General features: G+C 37.7%; 15 protein-coding genes. 9 read left to right on the forward strand and 6 right to left on the reverse strand.

Features of this window, described 5'->3' with window-relative positions; genetic code table 11:
• Nucleotides 1-44: 44 nt before the first annotated feature.
• Together yegD and Q0976_RS22675 are read right to left on the reverse strand one after the other, a co-directional pair.
• The gene (yegD, locus tag Q0976_RS22670; protein WP_299496840.1) at nucleotides 45-1,421 is read right to left on the reverse strand and encodes a molecular chaperone; all 1,377 of its coding nucleotides are present in this window, start codon (nucleotides 1,419-1,421) and stop codon (nucleotides 45-47) included.
• A 638-nt stretch (nucleotides 1,422-2,059) separates the two neighbouring features.
• The gene (locus tag Q0976_RS22675; protein WP_299496842.1) at nucleotides 2,060-3,079 is read right to left on the reverse strand and encodes a M15 family metallopeptidase; all 1,020 of its coding nucleotides are present in this window, start codon (nucleotides 3,077-3,079) and stop codon (nucleotides 2,060-2,062) included.
• A 377-nt stretch (nucleotides 3,080-3,456) separates the two neighbouring features.
• On the opposite strand from Q0976_RS22675, the gene Q0976_RS22680 reads away from it, so the two are divergent.
• A complete protein-coding gene (locus tag Q0976_RS22680; protein WP_299496843.1) occupies nucleotides 3,457-3,801 on the forward strand; it encodes a hypothetical protein in 345 nt (114 codons plus the stop codon).
• 306 nt (nucleotides 3,802-4,107) lie between these two features.
• On the opposite strand, the gene Q0976_RS22685 is transcribed toward Q0976_RS22680, so the two are convergent.
• Complete coding sequence (locus Q0976_RS22685; RefSeq protein ID WP_299496845.1) at nucleotides 4,108-5,310, reverse strand: diaminopropionate ammonia-lyase; 1,203 nt, start codon at nucleotides 5,308-5,310, stop codon at nucleotides 4,108-4,110.
• A 163-nt stretch (nucleotides 5,311-5,473) separates the two neighbouring features.
• On the opposite strand from Q0976_RS22685, the gene Q0976_RS22690 reads away from it, so the two are divergent.
• Nucleotides 5,474-5,947, forward strand: a complete 474-nt coding sequence (locus tag Q0976_RS22690; protein WP_299496847.1) for an Lrp/AsnC family transcriptional regulator — start codon at nucleotides 5,474-5,476, stop codon at nucleotides 5,945-5,947.
• A 423-nt stretch (nucleotides 5,948-6,370) separates the two neighbouring features.
• On the opposite strand, the gene Q0976_RS22695 is transcribed toward Q0976_RS22690, so the two are convergent.
• The 3 genes from Q0976_RS22695 to Q0976_RS22705 all read right to left on the reverse strand — a co-directional run bounded on the left by Q0976_RS22695 (nucleotide 6,371) and on the right by Q0976_RS22705 (nucleotide 8,392).
• Nucleotides 6,371-7,126 (reverse strand): glycosyltransferase family 25 protein, encoded by a 756-nt coding sequence (locus Q0976_RS22695; RefSeq protein WP_299496849.1) that lies wholly within the window; start codon nucleotides 7,124-7,126, stop codon nucleotides 6,371-6,373.
• A 330-nt stretch (nucleotides 7,127-7,456) separates the two neighbouring features.
• Entirely contained in the window at nucleotides 7,457-7,792 is a 336-nt protein-coding gene (locus tag Q0976_RS22700) for a rhodanese-like domain-containing protein (protein WP_299496852.1), read from the reverse strand.
• Between the two features lie 207 nt (nucleotides 7,793-7,999).
• Complete coding sequence (locus Q0976_RS22705) at nucleotides 8,000-8,392, reverse strand: hypothetical protein (RefSeq protein WP_299496854.1); 393 nt, start codon at nucleotides 8,390-8,392, stop codon at nucleotides 8,000-8,002.
• Nucleotides 8,393-8,726: 334 nt separating this feature from the next.
• On the opposite strand from Q0976_RS22705, the gene Q0976_RS22710 reads away from it, so the two are divergent.
• From Q0976_RS22710 to Q0976_RS22740, 7 genes are all read left to right on the forward strand, one after another.
• Complete coding sequence (locus Q0976_RS22710) at nucleotides 8,727-9,674, forward strand: IS1595 family transposase (protein WP_299496856.1); 948 nt, start codon at nucleotides 8,727-8,729, stop codon at nucleotides 9,672-9,674.
• A gap of 173 nt (nucleotides 9,675-9,847) precedes the next feature.
• Nucleotides 9,848-11,491: an acyl-CoA dehydrogenase family protein gene (locus tag Q0976_RS22715; RefSeq protein WP_299496858.1), complete on the forward strand. Its 1,644-nt coding sequence runs from the start codon at nucleotides 9,848-9,850 to the stop codon at nucleotides 11,489-11,491.
• 41 nt (nucleotides 11,492-11,532) lie between these two features.
• Nucleotides 11,533-12,705: a cyclopropane fatty acyl phospholipid synthase gene (cfa, locus tag Q0976_RS22720; protein WP_299496860.1), complete on the forward strand. Its 1,173-nt coding sequence runs from the start codon at nucleotides 11,533-11,535 to the stop codon at nucleotides 12,703-12,705.
• Between the two features lie 792 nt (nucleotides 12,706-13,497).
• The gene (locus Q0976_RS22725; protein WP_299496862.1) at nucleotides 13,498-15,231 is read left to right on the forward strand and encodes a hypothetical protein; all 1,734 of its coding nucleotides are present in this window, start codon (nucleotides 13,498-13,500) and stop codon (nucleotides 15,229-15,231) included.
• A 128-nt stretch (nucleotides 15,232-15,359) separates the two neighbouring features.
• Complete coding sequence (locus Q0976_RS22730) at nucleotides 15,360-16,253, forward strand: hypothetical protein (RefSeq protein ID WP_299496864.1); 894 nt, start codon at nucleotides 15,360-15,362, stop codon at nucleotides 16,251-16,253.
• 2 nt (nucleotides 16,254-16,255) lie between these two features.
• Nucleotides 16,256-16,975, forward strand: a complete 720-nt coding sequence (locus Q0976_RS22735) for a sugar phosphate nucleotidyltransferase (RefSeq protein WP_299496866.1) — start codon at nucleotides 16,256-16,258, stop codon at nucleotides 16,973-16,975.
• A 193-nt stretch (nucleotides 16,976-17,168) separates the two neighbouring features.
• Nucleotides 17,169-17,763, forward strand: a 595-nt coding sequence (locus Q0976_RS22740) for an IS30 family transposase (protein ID WP_299496868.1), incomplete at its 3' end; no start/stop codon positions are given.

Raw genomic sequence — 17,763 nt, forward strand, 5'->3', positions numbered from 1 at the left:
AATAAAGACTAAAGCTTTGATTGTATGATGTTATTACAAGGGCATCAAGGCGATACTGAAAAGATCTTATGAGCCCAACGAGTCAAGCCTGCCGTTACACTTGAGAAATGATCGCCCACCACAATCGGTACATTAGGATGCAAACTGGCAATTTTGCGATAAATAGCCGGGCTTCGCGCTGTACCACCTGTCACATAAATGACCTTCGGTACCGCCTTAGCTTGATCCAATGCCTCATCCATCAATGCCTCAATACGAGATAAAGGCATATCAATAGCATTTTCAAATAGCGTCTCACTCACCTTGGCTTTAACACCGACTTCAATATAAGATAAATCAACAGTGACATCATCATCACTCGATAATGCAATTTTGGCCGACTCAGCACTACGAACAATCTGATAACCTAACTGTTGTTGTTGCACTTTTAATAACCGAGATAATCGCTCAGGTTCTTGGGCATCTTTAATCAGCGACTCAATCAATTTACGAGCCGATAAACTTGAAAAATCCCGCTGGGCACTCACATCATTGACAGCGACGGCATTCCAAAAAGGTTGATTAGGCATAGGTAATTGATTCATCATCAGACTACCCAGTCCCAAATGAGGCATAAATGCGGCCATAGAGAGTGCAATATCAAGATCATTCCCCCCGATCCTTTGCCCACTATGGCCTAGAAAATCATCATGACGGTTCTGACTTTGACAGTGCCCAGGCCCCATTTTCACAACAGAGCAATCTGTTGTTCCCCCACCCACATCGACAACTAATACGGTTTTATTCTCTTTTAGCCTTGCTTCATAATCCATTCCTGCTGCAATAGGTTCAAATAAAAAAGCCACATCTTCAAAACCTGCACGTTTCGCTGCAATACGCAATACCGCTTCGGCTTGTTGATTACTCTGCTCTCCACCGATACCTTGGAAGTTCACAGGGCGGCCAATCACAGCTTTAGTAATTCGTTGCCCTTCAGGTAAATGCATTTCGGCTTGACCTTTAATATATTGCATCATTAAGGTCACAATATCTTCAAACAAGGACATTTGATCAGCCCGCAGTCCCACTGCACCTAAAAATGATTTAGGAGAACGCACATAAAAACCTTCATCCGGCATATCAAGGTAAGCTTCAATGGCTTGCTCACCCACAAAAACGGCTTGCTCATCGGGGGCTAAGTCTAACTCTCTACGAGCATGAGCCGCTTTTGCCAATTGGCCTCGACGCAGCTGACGATATTCACTTTGTGCACTTTGAGGTAGACCCTTTAACACCGCCTCACAGATCAGTTCTCTGTCTAAAGCATATAAGGTCGAGCTCAAAAAAGACGAATCTTTTGATAGCGGCAATAAACGAAATTGCTCATTTTCCATCACGCCAACCGAACAATTGGCACTACCATAATCAAATCCAACAAACATCGTATTCGCCTCAACTACCCAACCAAAAAGCCGTGCAAAATACCACAGTTTGCCCCAAGACTAAACTGTTATTCCGGATCCTGAGCTTATGAAAATAAAGTTAAATATACTCAATATGTCGAATGCAGGTATGCAAGAGTGATCTTAGATGAGTATTTCTGCAGCCGATTATTGACTATTTAACCTGAACTCGGGTTAATAAGTTCAAGATATACATTTAAAATCAATTATATAAGTTCATTGATTGTTTTTATTTTTGCTAAATGCCGATATGTTTGTCGATATCAAGGCGGGGCGTCGTGCCTAATAGCTCGCTATTAGCAGAAATCACAACACAGATAGGGGCCAAAATAGCGCTATTTAACGGCGCTGCTTATCCCGAGTTCAGGTGATTTTAAAGCAAGATCTACTCAAGGTGTTTTACTCTTGGCTGAAGGCCCCACTGTTTAAAAAGAGGGCGCTGACAAGCATCTACCCTCTCGCAGTGATTAAAACACATTTATCTGAACAGAGTTTAATCATGAAAAGTGAACAGGCTCTAAAAAAGTGAGGGGAATATAAAGCCTGTTTACAGCTGAGTATATGATTTTATATTGACTTAACGATATAGCGAGCAGGCAGTGAAAGTCTACTGATTATCAATGTTTAATAGCGCGAAGGGCATCGATTTTAGACACCGCAGAATTAATCTCTGTCATGGGCTGCTCATATCGATAAAGTGAAGTATTAGCCCCATACAAACAATCCTCTTGCGTTGGATTATCGAGCAGCTCCCCTGACAACATCATCAGCTCATCAAAGCCTCGAGTACGGTCAATATAAATATCTACTGGCATATCCCCAGCATGACTGGCAATAGCACGGCTCAAATCACTAAAATTCCTTTTTTTATACTCTTGTGGAAATACTTTCTTACAGGTGTGATAAAAAGCAGTATATTGATTAAAATAACGAATGGACTCTATTTTATTCATGGTTAAAAACAATATCGCATTATCTCTATATATCTCAAAGTGCATATAATCAATAGGACTATTCCAATCCCCTCCCCACCTCAAAATACCATGATTTTTAAACACATCAACAATACCATCAACAATCCCTTGATGTTCATCTTTTTGCTCTCTAAATTGTCCACGAGTGATGTACTTCCAGCCATCAGTAGGAATGATTTCTCTTACCACTCTAACATCAGGATCATCCGTTAAATTGAAACCAATATAAGGGTTTTCCCTAGGGTTAATATCAATGGCTCCCCCATAAGCATGTACCGACGGATCCCCTCCACCTGTTATCACTCGGCATGCATATGACGCTGTATTGTTCAGGTTTTCACTGCTGTCAATATCAGAGTCAATTGCATCATCAGGGATCAAAGACGCATCAGCGTGATAAATCGGAAATTCCATTCGATAGAGTCGACTAAAAATCTGTTTAAGTGATCCCGCTATAGTATCAAGTGTGGTGATCGTGCCTTGTTGACGCACGCCATCAAAATCGTAGTAATGGATCCCTATGGTTGCCAAACGACTTTGTGGAGCACAATCATCATCGAACTTTTTTTTATCAAAACCACTCATATCATCCGCGATCACTTTTTGAACCAATAGCAAATTCATTACCACACACAAAAAAAGCCATCCCTTAAATCGGCGCATTAAGCTCACCCCATCTCAGACAACAAAGAATATGGCCATTAATATAAAGGGAATCTCTCAATAATGTGATGGAATCTTTGTAACAATCTATGATAACCACAACAAATAACACACTTAACAATAATTAAAAGTATTTAACTAAAATACTAAGGTACATTCCCATGAAACACAAAAAACTATTGACACCTATTTTACAAGATTAAAATCAGATAAATAATATTGATCTTTTAGTCTAACCAGACTACAAATAGAAATAAAAACACAAAAATATAAAGTTATTACACCAAGAATCAACATGTTAATTTAATTAGAGTATTTCACCTAATTCGAACCTTATGCTACCTTCTTTAATAAGATTGTATGGTGGGCCTCTAAAAATGAAATCAATCATAATATCAGTGTCTAAACTTAAACGACTCATAAAGCTTGCGCGGCAAGCCCAAAATGAATATGAAAAAGCTGCTATATATAGCGCGACAGCTGCATTGGTTAAACAAGTCCTCAGTGATAAACAATTACCAAAAATACTGACCGATAAAATCGCATTAATTGGATATCATCTCGCCATATATTTAGAATATGAATACCACCACGGTTATCATCTTCAACATCATGCTCTGAAAGCATCAGATTTAGCCGATGAATTAGAGCACTACCTCCAAACTTTTAGTAACAAGTATCACCCTCAAGAACTAAAACTTTTTCAAATTGATTCTAAGTAAGGTCTTTAATTTTTGTCAAAATGACCATCATGATCCATTCAGACTTCCTTGCCCTAAATTTTGGATAATCAACCTAAACTCGGAATACCTAGCTCCACCTCATCTCGCCTTGATATCGACAAAAATGTTGGCATTAAGCAAAATGTAAAAATAAATAATCTGATAATGAAGGTATTGCTTTTAAATTAAATAACAGCAATTTTTAACACTCATTTTCCCAATTTTAGATGAATAAATAATGGCTATTTATCTATTACTACCTAACAAGCAGGCAGTAAGGTGCCTTCACTTCAAACATGCTCCCTATTACGAATACCGCTCTAACCAACTTTCTTGATGGCTGACAATGCATTTGTCATCTTCACCAATAATTCCTCTGTAAATATTCGGTGCCGTAGCCCCTTCGGTATTAAAAAACAGCACATGTGAACATTCATCTATATTCAAAGACTGCTTTTGGTACTCATCCAATACCATCAATCCCGCCACCCCTGCAGCACCCGACTCTCCAGCAACAATAGGAATATCTTGCTCCCCTCCAGCAGCCAAACATCTCATGGCTTTTTTTGCATCTTCATCTTTAATGAGCATAAAATAATCCACTGAGGAAGCCAAAAACTGCCAAGCTAAGGGAGAGGTTTTCCCGCATGCTAAACCCGCCATCAAAGAGTCAACCCTCCCAGTTGCCTCACTTGCTTTGCGATGAGTCGCACTTTGATAAAGACAATCCGCCTGCTCGGGTTCAACAAGAATAAAAAAAGGCCTTTCTGTTTGATAAAATTCCCATAGGTAACTGATCACTCCTGCTGCTAACCCTCCAACTCCTCCTTGTATAAAAACATGGGTCACCAGTGGGCTAGACTTAAGTTGTTCAACCACCTCGGCGGATAGAATTCCGTAGCCTTGCATCACATCAGCAGGAATAAGCTCATAACCTTCATAAGAGGTATCCGATACCACATGCCAATGATTATCTTGAGCTAATTGCTGCGCCTCTTCAACAGATTGGTCATAATTACCGTCAGTTCGAATAACTGTTGCACCACACTCACTAATAGCATTTTCTCGTTCTTGACTCACATTAGCATGAATAACAATGACACATAAACAACCGATTGATTGGGCAGCTGCAGCAAGAGAGCAACCGTGATTACCATCAGTTGCACTGATAACGGTGAATGTCTTCAATAATTCTGCATATCTCCCTGTGAGTATGTCCTCAGAAATACAGGAAGGAAAACACCGTTGAACTAATTGCACTAACGCATTCGGAGCACCTAACACTTTAAAGCTTCCCAGTCGAGATCGTTTAGATTCATCTTTAACACTGACTTGAGCAACTCCTAATGCATCGGCTAATTGCGGTAAAGACCAAATAGGCGTGAACGGGGTGATGTATTCCCAAGAAGCCAATAACCTGCGGCTATTTTCTACCGCTTTCATATTAAGAATCGATTTTAATTGCGATGGATAATCACAACGTTTGACAGCTTCATTACTCAGTAACATCAATTTTCCTCAAATCAAGATAAATCATCAGCGTGTTTTATCATTCACGATAAAGCATCACAGGTATTTAGGTAATAAATTATATTCCACCAACCCTAGTAAATTTTCTGATATTAATTAATATAAACGCAATATTATTGCGTTTATATAGGGTTGATAGATAATGTCTAATACACTTGATGATTATGACTTGAAGTTGTTACATATTATTCAGCGTGATGCTCGCATACCGCAAAGTGAGTTAGGAGAATTAGTCAACTTATCAACTGCGGCGGTAAATCGAAGATTAAAAAAATTAAAAGCTGCAGGTGTGATCACTAAATATACTGCACTGTTAAATCCAAAAGCACTGGATTTAAGATTAACCATTATTGCTAATGTTGAAGTCGAAAACGAGCAACTGCATGATTTAGACGCAACAAGAAAAAGTTTTAAGAATTGTCCTTTTATTCAACAAGTTTATTATGTAACCGGTGAATGGGATTTTGTATTAATATTTCTTGTCACTGATATGGAGCATTATAATACTTTAACTCAGACACTCTTTTTCGATAATAACAATATTAAGCGTTTCAAAACGTTAGTCTCTATGAGTAATGATAAAACTGGCGTAGATTTAGCCTTATTAACACCATAAAAATCTACGATTGATGAGGGTATTATACAAAACAAAACGGATATTGTGTTGTTATTCTCGGCTTGGGTTCCAGACGTCGTCCTATCTCCTCCATCCATCCATGGCGTCGTCAGCTTGGGTTCCAGACATCCTCTATCTCCTCCATCTGATGTTTACGGATGAACAAATGTCGTGCTCACAGGGATGTGAATAAACAGCGGTAACGTTTTTAATTAATCCAATAAAAATAAAGTACGGTTTAGTTATTCACTTATCGAAAAAATGGAAAGTCAGCCTGCGACCGCACAACATCAGCTCAGAGACTTCAAAGCGAAATGATGACTATTCATACCGCTTTAACATCATTTTTGTCATTAGCTTCTGCTAGAAAAAATAATATAATGACAGATTATTTGCAGCTCTTACACTCACAAGTCAGCAACATTATCCTTGAAACGACATAAAATCGATTCGGCGGCTAATCGCACGATCAAATTCACGCTTACATTTTTTAAATAAACTGATCTTCTGCTTTTTTGGTAGAACCCTATCAGCATTCAAACTACTATGAAGCGTAGTATTGTGCGCATTAAAAATATTGTCTTGCGAACAAATAGCCGGTTGCATCTGAAATACATCGACCTTTTTATTAATAATTAAGTCTTCAAAAATAATTTTATCTATGGCACCTATTGACTCATATTGAAGCACTTCACTCATTAACTGTTTTGCCATACTTAGACTCACAATGTAACCCGCAGCACCTAAATGACGACCTTTAAGCTTAAATAACTCAGTTGTAGAATCCAGTTTTATTGCGCTTCTAAACTGCCCTCTTGCAATATGATTAAACCTTTCAATCTTAATCATCCCCATAGCAGACGGGATCCAATTATCATCACATAGGAACCTATTCGCACCTTTACCAAGATGAATATCATCTTCAAATATGGCTGCATAAGGAATAGAACTATCGATAATTTCTTGTAAAACAGCAATATGACTTAACAAACAAGATATCTCAGACTGACTAAGTAAAGTATTTTCGATAGCAAGATTTAAACGCAATGCTTCTGCTTCATTGGTTGCTGGTGTTGTGGCATCAAAAAACTCAAAAGGGATCCCTTGATCTAAAAAGGCTTGATTAATATGAGCTTGTCTTTTGGTAGCAGTTTTTAAACTAATAACGAAACATTTCATGTGTAATTAATTATTTAACGGTAAAAATCTAAACCAATTATAAATGATACCAATCACTTCCAGAACAACTCATTAGTCTATAATGTCATCAACAGCAATTAAATTTTATTAATAAAAGCACCATTAATTAAGGAGTCACCAATCAATAAGAAGGTAAACAATGGAAATACCAATTGCAACGCATGGCCCTTATATTTAACTGTTCACTAGGCAGTCTTAGCATAAGACTTTTGGTGCTCTGGAGCATCAAGTTAGCCAATAAAATAATCTTCAATCAATAGACATAATGAAAAATGCTAAGTACATCATGATTTCTCTCAATGATCCCACTCACTCAATAAGACCTCGAGCTTCACGCACATCACTCATACCGCCTTTATTTGATACCTGAGTATACCCAGCTTCCTGTAACGCTAACATGGCTATTCCCGCGCGTCTCCCACTTCGGCAATACAAATAAATGGTTGCATTTTTCTCTAGAGAAATGTCACTCACACCTTGAACAATATTATCATGGGTAATACGAATATCCCCTTCGATATTGTCAACATCATATTCTGCTTGGCTTCGCACATCAATCCAAATAACTTCCGCATGGGACAACGGGCTAAAATGCACCGCGACAAATAACCACACAATCTGGGTAAGCGATTTCCAATCTATCATGTCAATTCTCACTATTGGGGATCCGTTATTTTATGTTAAATCTATTAACTGCATTTTATATGGGTATCGATATTAAAATTAGTGTTGCCATTGGCGAACACTATTGATTATGACCAATCCATAGCAATCAACTCTTACTATTAACCCAGCAATAAAATGAATCATTAATATTGCGACTTTACCTTGCTTGAAATAAAAGGGATAGCTTTAAATAAGGTGAGGCTCTTTATTGGTTCCAATCACCCTTTTGACTGTTGCGCCACCGATATCCTGACATGTTTTACCGTTTTCAAGATGCAGTTTTACTGCCTCACCTCTTACGACAGGACGAACAAAACGCCAAGGCCAGAAACCAAAACGTTGTGAGCCAATATAATTGACGACAGCATTCGCTCCCAAGGCGTTCGCTTCATCAGCGAAGGCTAATAAGATATCAGTGACACTACCATAAATGCCTTTGCCTATTTTAATCTGCTGAATTTTTTCATACTTTATCTCTGTTGTTGGTGTCCCCGTGACCAGACAAATATCAAGTGCTTCACCCGCACTTACAGACGCTGTGAGCAGTATTAGTACTGAGCCCATCCCTAACGTTTTCATTATTATCTCCGACTATTTTTAATATTCTGGTTATTTTAAAGCAAACGATAAAAAGCAGGACCGCGTTATGAGATGGTTATTTAATAAACACTCATCACGAGTAAAATCACTAAACTCCCTTGTCACTTCAGCGGTCCAGCTTTTGATGCTTGTTAATGACTCTTCGTTTTTATCCAGTGCTTAACAGGGATAACCCGCCCAGATATTAATATCTGACTCTCCTAAATAACAATAATCGAGAATAAAAATATACCTGATTACCTACAAGTTTCAGCTATAAAAATTTTTGCAATATGGGCTACATTCAGAGTAGTGCTTACTATGGAGAATAGTCATGGCTAAAAGTAAAATTCAGCATCAGCTTGGGTATAGTTTATTAACATTATTCAAACATTATGGCACTGAGGAGCAATGTGTAAAGGCGTTGTTTAATTGGAAATGGCCTACTGGTTTTATTTGTCCTGAATGTTCTTCACAAAGTTACTGCACGTTAAAATCCAGAAAAATTTATCAGTGCAACCGTTGTCATCACCAAACATCATTAACAACCAATACGATATTTGAACATTCAAAGCTTCCCTTAACTATCTGGTTTTTAAGTGTGCATTTAATTGTTCAGTCGAAAGTCGGTATTTCAGCTTTATCACTTAAACGTCAAATAGGCGTGTCTTATAATACAGCTTGGCGTGTGAAACAAAAAATCATGCAAGTGATGAAAGAGCGAGATGATAAACGCCAATTATCGAGTATTGTTCAAGTTGATGATGTGTATTATGGCGATGAGCGTCATGGTGGAAAACGAGGCCGTGGTTCAGACAATAAATTGCCTTTTATAGCAGCAGTATCAACAAATAGTGAAGGTCATCCTCAGTATATGAACTTTAATGTCGTAAAAGGATTCCGTTTAACCGAGGTAGCCCGTTGGGCAAAAACACATTTATCTAAAGGAAGTACCGTCGTATCTGGTGGACTCGCTTGCTTTAGTGCCGTTAAAGACGCGGAATGCGAGCATTTCAGCATTGTGACAGGTGGCGGACCAAAAAGTGTGACAAAACAGCAATTCATTTGGGTCAATACGATGATAGTGAATGTAAAGAATGCCATTACAGGGACTTATCATTCTATCAATCCTAGACACTTACCCCGATATTTAGCTGAATATTGTTATCGCTTTAATCGACGGTTTTCACTTGAAGACATGTTACCGCGATTTATGTATGTTGCACTCAGAACACCTCCCATGCCACAGAAGTATTTGAGTATGGCTGAGCTTTATGGGTAATCAGGACACATTATCACTGCTCAAAGAACACAACTCGCTAATACTAAATCTATTAAGATCTAAAATATTAAAATTATTTTTTATGATTGCACTAAACTTTAGTATTCATAGGTTCATGCGCCTTTAACACTAAACCTTCACATCTATCCTTAGGAGTGGCTCAGGTGAAATCGATGTCACAAAATACAACCCATACCGTGTTTAACCAAGCACCACCTTTAACCCCTTATAATGCTTTTCTTACCGATCCCTTACTGCAACGACAATTAAAACACTACCAATCTGACTGGGGATTCAAACAACTACAAGAATATGGAGGCTTAGTCGGTGGACAAATGTTTGAGTGGGGCTTTGAAGCCAATCGATATACACCTGAACTTCGCAATTTTGATCGTTTTGGACATCGCATCGATGAAGTTTACTATCATCCAGCCTACCATCACATTATGGAACAAGCAGTAAAATACCGCTTACATAATTTACCTTGGACAGAACCCCGAAAAGGGGCACACAATATGAGAGCTGCGCTATTCTATTTACACGCTCAAGCCGAAGCTGGAACAGCTTGTCCCATTACCATGACTTTCGCCAGTGCCGCCGTCTTAGTCAATAGTAAACAACCTGATCCACAATGGTACACAAAACTATTATCTAACCAATATGACCCTCGCACCTTACCACTAGCACAAAAAAAAGGGATTACCATTGGCATGGCTATGACAGAAAAACAAGGGGGGAGTGATGTAAAATCAAATACTAGCATAGCCAAACGACACTATACTAAAAACGAGAGCTACCATATTACCGGACATAAATGGTTTTGTTCAGCACCTATGTCTGATGCTTTTTTAGTCTTAGCAAATTTAGATCAAGGATTATCCTGCTTTTTGCTACCTAGGTGGTTAGAGAGCAAGCAACACAATAATTTTCAAATACAACGCCTCAAAGATAAATTAGGCAACCGCAGTAATGCTTCTTCAGAAGTTGAATTTGATCAGAGTCAGGCTTACTTATTATCTCAGCCTGGTCAAGGGATTAACACCATAATGAAAATGGTTAACCTTACTCGATTTGATTGTATTTTGGGCTCGGCGGCACTGATGCGCCAAAGCCTTGTTCAGGCCTATCATCATTGTCAGCATCGAAGTATCAAACAGCGATACCTCATTGATCAGCCAATAATGCGAAATGTACTCGCGGATATGGCATTAGATAGCAACGCTGCATTATTAATCGGCATGCGGTTGGCAAAGTGTTTAGACGATCCACAAGATAAAACTGAGCAGCAACTATTTCGTATAGGCTGTTGCCTAGGAAAATATTGGATCTGCAAACGAGCCTCATTACTCATCACCGAAGCTGCCGAATGTTTAGGTGGTGGAGGCTATATTGAAGAATCGATTTTACCACGCCTATACCGTGAAGCCCCGGTCAACTCATTGTGGGAAGGTAGCGCTAATGTACAGTGCTTAGATCTCTTACGAATATTATTAAAAGAGCCAGACATGATCCAAACATTTCTTTGCTACCTGAGTCAAAGTAAGGGAAAGCTAGCGCTATTTGATACGTATCTAAACACAATAGAAAAACAAATAACTCAAATTCAATTGGATCAAGCTCCCTTATCATCATATTCACGTATTTTGGCCAACAAATTAGCATTAGCATGGCAAGCCGCACTTATGTTAATACATCAACCCGAAGCAATTGCACGACAATTTTGCCAAAATAGATTAACTGGAGAGTTTCATGGCGTGTATGGTGGTTTAACGGATAAAGTTGCGATTGCTGAGATTTTAAACGATATTTTACATTAATATCATCGAAAAGTAAGCACTTTGAAAGGATTGATTGCCCTATGTTGAATCTCAATGAACCTGGTCTTCCCTCATCAGAACAAGTGATTGTTAAGCAACGTCACTTGGCAGCTAAAACACTATTTGAGTCACTGATTAAACCTAGTGGCATTCGTGTTAATGGCAACCAACCTTATGATATTCAAGTTAACAATCCCAAATTTTATCGTCGAGTCCTACATAAAGGAAATTTAGGTTTAGGCGAAGCGTATATGGAAGGTTGGTGGGAGTGTGAACGTATTGATTTATTTATTGAAAAATTATTACAAGCTAAACTGGAGCGGCATGTCAAAAACCGCCTTAGCTTACTATGGCCATTCTTGATCACCCGATATATCAATTTACAAACGGCCATACGAGCATTTGCAGTAGCAAAACAGCATTATAATATCGGTAATGATTTATTTGAAAAAATGTTGGGAAAATCCATGGCTTATAGCTGTGGTTATTGGCAAAAAGCCCAAACATTACAACAAGCACAAGATGCCAAACTGAATTTATTGTGTCGTAAATTAAAACTCGAACCAGGCATGAAATTATTGGATATAGGTTGTGGCTGGGGGGGATTAGCGGCCTATGCGGCGGAACATTTTTCTGTGTCAGTTACTGGCATCACTATATCAAGTGCTCAATTTGAATATGCGGTAGAAAAATATAAACATCTCGATATCTGTTTCAAACTACAAGATTATCGAGATTTGAATGAACGTTATGATCGCATTGTATCAGTAGGAATGTTAGAGCACGTTGGGTATAAAAATTATCGACAATTTATGAAAAAAGTGGATGATTGTTTAGCACCGCAAGGTTTAGCCGTATTACATACTATTGTCGATAATACCAGCAATACAGCCTGCGACCCCTGGATCAATAAATATATTTTTGTCAACGGGGTACTCCCTTCTGTATCACAATTATCAAAAGCGGCAGAAGGACTATTCGTCATTGAAGACATCCATAACTTTGGACCCGATTATGCGAAAACACTCATGGCTTGGCATGATAATTTTATAGAAAGTTATCCAACATTAAGCGCCACATACGATAAACGCTTTTATCGTATGTGGCGTTACTATCTGTTGAGTTGTGCTGGTGGTTTTAAAGCTCGTTACATGCAGTTAATGCAATTTGTAATAAGTAAAGATAGAGCAGATTGTTATCAATCTGAACGTTAGCATCTCATCTTAAATTCACAAAGAATCTTGCCATCTCAGCCATACAAAGATGAGAGCAACTCTTAAAATATTGTCCGTAATAAAAAGTATTTTCATCAAAATCCATTATGCAAGTTGACCGTTGAAGGTTTAACAGCTTTTTCAATTGCAACAAGATCCCCTTTCAGGATGCTAAACGATAACTTAAACGACTGACTAGATTTAAAAACAACTTATGGCTTCAAGATAAACTAACAACTCATTGCTTTAAAATAGTTGTTTTATAATATAAAACACTAATTCAATAACCAGAGCAACCATGCCATTTCAGTGAATACCAATGACTATCAAATACCAGCCACCATTGAAGTCAGCAGCAAATGACGGTAATCATCTTTATGGATAAGCAAGAAGCGAGAAATGATGCAATCATCAATATGCTAAGACAAAATACCTTAGCATATTGATGATTGCTCTAAGGTAAGTGTCCACCAGTATCTTAATAAGCTCATTTTTCGTCAAATACCTCCACATGAGTCCAGCACTTGGTTGTTATCGACCTCTTCACTCAACATAATAATAAAAAATCAATTTCTTTGCTCTCCTCCCCTTCAAACATGGCCACAGTAACAAACTGATAAATATTATTTATTTTCTATACCTTCTATTTTTATATTTCTTTTATCAACATGGTTCAGTTTATGCACTTTTGATATATATCCAAGTAACATCGACTCTGCGCCCCTTCGCTACGAAAAACACGATGTTATTAAATTTAGCATGACGAAAAATACCTTCAATAAGGAACAATGAATGTCAAAAAAAATATTCTTTGCTAGTAGCACAACCCAAAAAGTGACTCATAAACTAACTGGTTTTTTAATTAAACCACGGAATATTCCCAAGCTGGTTCCTTTATCATCACTTAACTCAAATGAAATCAAAAAGTACAAAGCGTTACAAAATGATGCCAAAACTGTCCAATTTAGAGAAAAAATCTTAACCATGCTAGGTGAAAGCTCAGAGGATTTTCTTACCCTCAGTCAATCACTGAGTAAAGAAGGCGCCCTAGCATTTCGTGATTTTGTCACAGAAAAGTCATTTGGATATTTAGTCAATGCTTATGATGATGCATTAAGCAAGATGAAAAGTAGCCCTGCAGGACATACCTTTAAAAATTTTCAATACATGAAAAACTTCTTAGTGAATGCACAATTCAATGATGCTTTATTTCATCCCTTGCTCATTCTCCTTATAGCTTATCAATTGGGCACTCCGATAAGACTGATTGATATCAGAGGAAAAGATGCCAAACCTATGAAAACCACGGTACGGGATAATGGGGTTCATCTCGACGATACCTTATTTGGAAAAGAGTTTAAAATTATACTCATGTGGCAAAAGGGCACCACAAAAGGGCCAAACGGTCAAAACATGGTGTTAATCTCCAGAGCACATCATTTAGTTCGCCAGATAGATACTGAGCATGGTGCAAACTTTGATACCGCTGAAGAAATTGCCAATGAAATATTGTTCAATAAATATCTTGATAAATCCCCCTACCCAGTTGAGATGAGTGATGAACGACCAATGACGGTAATTTTTGACGCAACGCGTGTACCACACCACCGTTATCGAAATACATCAAACAATGCTATGCGAAGTTGTTTAATTTTAGCTTTTCATCCCATAACCGAAAATAACTTCCCTTCCAAAAGTGTCGAACTAGATAATACCGCTTTAAATAAAATACAAGAAAGTGTGTTTGGTCAGTTTAATGAATTATCAAGCACTAATGTTACTGAGGATTTTTTAAGAGCAATTAAAAATTATCGGCTCAAGATCAAGGTTAAAATTCAGCAACTCATTCAATCGAAAAAGCTTGTTCCACTTAAATCAAAAACATTATCTCGTGAAAAATTTACTTTATGGTTAAAAAATATCGAAGAAGGTTATAAACAGAGTCAATTCCATTCGATCCAGTTTTCAACTGAATCGATGAATGTGAATAGATTCCAAAATGCATTGATGCATTCCATAGAATTCGACCGACATTGTGATTTAGATTTACGACTCTACCCCGACAGGCGAGAAGTAAAAAGAAAAGAGTTAAGAAATCGCCTGAGAGAACAAGGAGTCAATGGTTACTCAACAAAGGCATTAATTGAACATAGAGTACTTGGAATAACAAAACTCACCATTAACGATATATTATCGCCTAACACCCTTACTGAACAAATAAAAACAGTATCTACCGACCACAGAATTGATGAATGTAGTCGCCTGTTATTAAACGACCTTTTAGAAGCATTAAATCGATGCCATGACATTCAGACATTTCGTTCAACCTCTTTATTTGTATACTTATTATTAGAAGAACTGGCTAATACAACACATTTTTTACAGCTCAATACGCATATTTTATCCTTATTTAAACATTATGCCGCTCTTGTATGGGCCGATGACTTTTATATACGAAAAAATACCAATAAAACACCAGCAATGAACCTTGAGCCGATTATTAATAAATACTTTGATGGATCCTAACCGCATTCAACATGCTCAACCCTTCCTCTCTTTTATAGCGTAAAAATCTCATTTTCGTTTTAAAAGGAATAAAACATAAAAAACCCTAATAGAGTCAAATTAATGAATAAACGAATATTGGAGACTATATGGATTTAATGAAAGCCCAAATACCACTGAGAATTGGATTTGTAGGCGGTGGTACCGATTTTCCTGAAGTTTGGGAGCAAGTGGGTACAGGCGCAACAGTTTCAACATGTATAAACAAATACATCCAAGTCGAGCATCACCCACACAAACAAAGAGCTCATAATCCACTGACATCAAAATATTTTGCTGATCCCGAACATTTTAGTATTCAAAGCATGGGAGGGATCGCTATTGGCTCTGGATTAGGCACGTCTTCTAGTATATATGTCGCAATTGCGGAGCTGAATAATAATATCCACCTTAAAAAAATGAACAAGTTTGATATCGCCAACTATGCCAGAGATCTTGAGTTACGCTCTGGCAATATCGTCGGCTGGCAAGATCATATTACCGCTTCTTACAGAAACAGTATTCATGTGAATTACAATCTAAATCACATTACAGTCAATATTATCCCGTCTTCAGCGCTCTCAACATTATTTCAATTTATCTCTGTTTACTATTATGGAAAAAGACATCATACTGGTACAAAGCTTCAATCTCATCTCATTAATAGTATTAATGAAAGTACTGCCTACTTTTCAGAATTAACCATACTGGCAAATACATTCGCCTCTGAATTAAAAAACATGAAACCCAAAATAAAGTTACTAGGTGAGATGATCTGGGAGTCTTGGAAACTAAAACGATTGACTAATCCCCTTATTGCACCAGAAAACCTAAATGAACTCCTTAATTATGCTAAATCAAATGGCTGCTGGGGGGCAAAACTGATGGGGGCTGGATCCGGTGGGTATATTTTAGCTGTCGGTGAAAAAAATCACTGTGATGATATATTTTGTAAAAAATTTAATCTTCAACGCATGGATATTGGATTACATATAGAAAAATGAGAATGAATAATCCAAAATATGTTGGTGTATTATGCTGTGGAGGAAAAGGCGAAAGACTCGGTGAAATATCACAATATATCACTAAGCCATTTATTCCTGTTTTTGATAGACCCGTATTTAAATATGCCATTGAAAAATTAGAACGCTCATCTCACATTGATGAAATATATATCATTGCGAATGAAAATAATGCTGATGCGTTAAATAAAAGCCAACATAAAGTTATCATACAAGACGATTCAACAGTATTTGACATGTTCTCAGCCCTGACTTATTTAAAAAAGACCCTCACGCTTTCTTCAAATGTTGTCCTGCTACCCTGTGATAACTACTCCAATGTAAGTATTGACAAAAGTATAAAATTATTTGAGTCAACCCCATGTGATATAGCAATTAATTTATTTAGCTGCCATAAAGTAAAAACTAAACAAAAGTTAGGTATTTTCAATTTAAAAACAATGTCATACCGGTATGACCAACTAAATAAAAGCGATCAAAATATTCTTATTGCACCATATATAGTAAGTAAAAAAATCAACCTTAAAGACAAGACTGAAAGCGAATTATTAAACACAATGCACATCGCCCACAGGCAACATCAAGGCTATTGGTTTGATATCGGTACCCCCTATTCGTTATACCAAGCCTCTCAATTTAGAAAATGTGAATTAGAAAGAATCAATCCTATAAAAAAGAGTAATACCAATATTATTTTAAAATAATAGCGCCATAATCTCATGGTTTTCATCAATCATAGCTCATTTGACGATACACAACGTTAACTGCCACTCCCTATTGAAATAACTTAAACCTAAATTCATATAATAAGTGCAATACTCATGGATGATCAGATGGTGGAGAGCCAACTGCTGGTAGTGGTATGCTTTTCATCGCCAAAATCAAAGCGGAATTACCATGAGCTACCAACAGTTGACCGAAGGAAAAAGATACCAGATTTCAGCATTACTTGCTAAAGAACATTCAAAAGCAGCCATTGCCCGAGTGTTAAATGTTCATCCTGCAACAATTAGTCGAGAGCTGGCAAGAAATTGTTCTGGGCAGGGTTATGAGCCTAAGCAAGCACAGGTTTTCGCAACGCAGAGAAGGCAAAATGCAGCGAAATATACAGTCAGCCAATGCGCCGTGATTTTCACCGAGTGGATGCTTGAGCAGCAATGGAGCCCAGAGCAAATTAGTCATATTGCCAATAAGATAGATATTCCTGTCTCGCATGAATGGATTTATCAATATGTCGCTCAGGATAAAGCCAATGGTGGAACACTTTACACGCACCTTAGGCAAGGACATAAAAAGTACCGTAAAGGAAAGTATAAAAAACGCCGCAGTCCGATTGTTAATGCGGTATCCATTGATGAGCGTCCAGAGAGCGTCGATAGCAGAAAGCGGCTGGGTGACTGGGAAGCCGACACGGTCATTGGCAAGCGAGGGACAGGAGTTTTTGTGACGTTAGCTGAACGAAAAACCCGTTTCTATTTAGTGAAGCGTGTTG

The sequence above is a fragment of the uncultured Shewanella sp. genome, assembly GCF_947501665.1.
Classification (GTDB): Bacteria; Pseudomonadota; Gammaproteobacteria; order Enterobacterales; family Shewanellaceae; genus Shewanella.

Coding starts and splice junctions, on each gene's coding strand:
- yegD (WP_299496840.1), bottom strand. CDS start 1,421: ATGTTTGTTGGATTTGATTATGGTAGTGCCAATTGTTCGGTTGGCGTG.
- Q0976_RS22675 (WP_299496842.1), bottom strand. CDS start 3,079: ATGCGCCGATTTAAGGGATGGCTTTTTTTGTGTGTGGTAATGAATTTG.
- Q0976_RS22680 (WP_299496843.1), top strand. CDS start 3,457: ATGAAATCAATCATAATATCAGTGTCTAAACTTAAACGACTCATAAAG.
- Q0976_RS22685 (WP_299496845.1), bottom strand. CDS start 5,310: ATGTTACTGAGTAATGAAGCTGTCAAACGTTGTGATTATCCATCGCAA.
- Q0976_RS22690 (WP_299496847.1), top strand. CDS start 5,474: ATGTCTAATACACTTGATGATTATGACTTGAAGTTGTTACATATTATT.
- Q0976_RS22695 (WP_299496849.1), bottom strand. CDS start 7,126: ATGAAATGTTTCGTTATTAGTTTAAAAACTGCTACCAAAAGACAAGCT.
- Q0976_RS22700 (WP_299496852.1), bottom strand. CDS start 7,792: ATGATAGATTGGAAATCGCTTACCCAGATTGTGTGGTTATTTGTCGCG.
- Q0976_RS22705 (WP_299496854.1), bottom strand. CDS start 8,392: ATGAAAACGTTAGGGATGGGCTCAGTACTAATACTGCTCACAGCGTCT.
- Q0976_RS22710 (WP_299496856.1), top strand. CDS start 8,727: ATGGCTAAAAGTAAAATTCAGCATCAGCTTGGGTATAGTTTATTAACA.
- Q0976_RS22715 (WP_299496858.1), top strand. CDS start 9,848: ATGTCACAAAATACAACCCATACCGTGTTTAACCAAGCACCACCTTTA.
- cfa (WP_299496860.1), top strand. CDS start 11,533: ATGTTGAATCTCAATGAACCTGGTCTTCCCTCATCAGAACAAGTGATT.
- Q0976_RS22725 (WP_299496862.1), top strand. CDS start 13,498: ATGTCAAAAAAAATATTCTTTGCTAGTAGCACAACCCAAAAAGTGACT.
- Q0976_RS22730 (WP_299496864.1), top strand. CDS start 15,360: ATGGATTTAATGAAAGCCCAAATACCACTGAGAATTGGATTTGTAGGC.
- Q0976_RS22735 (WP_299496866.1), top strand. CDS start 16,256: ATGAATAATCCAAAATATGTTGGTGTATTATGCTGTGGAGGAAAAGGC.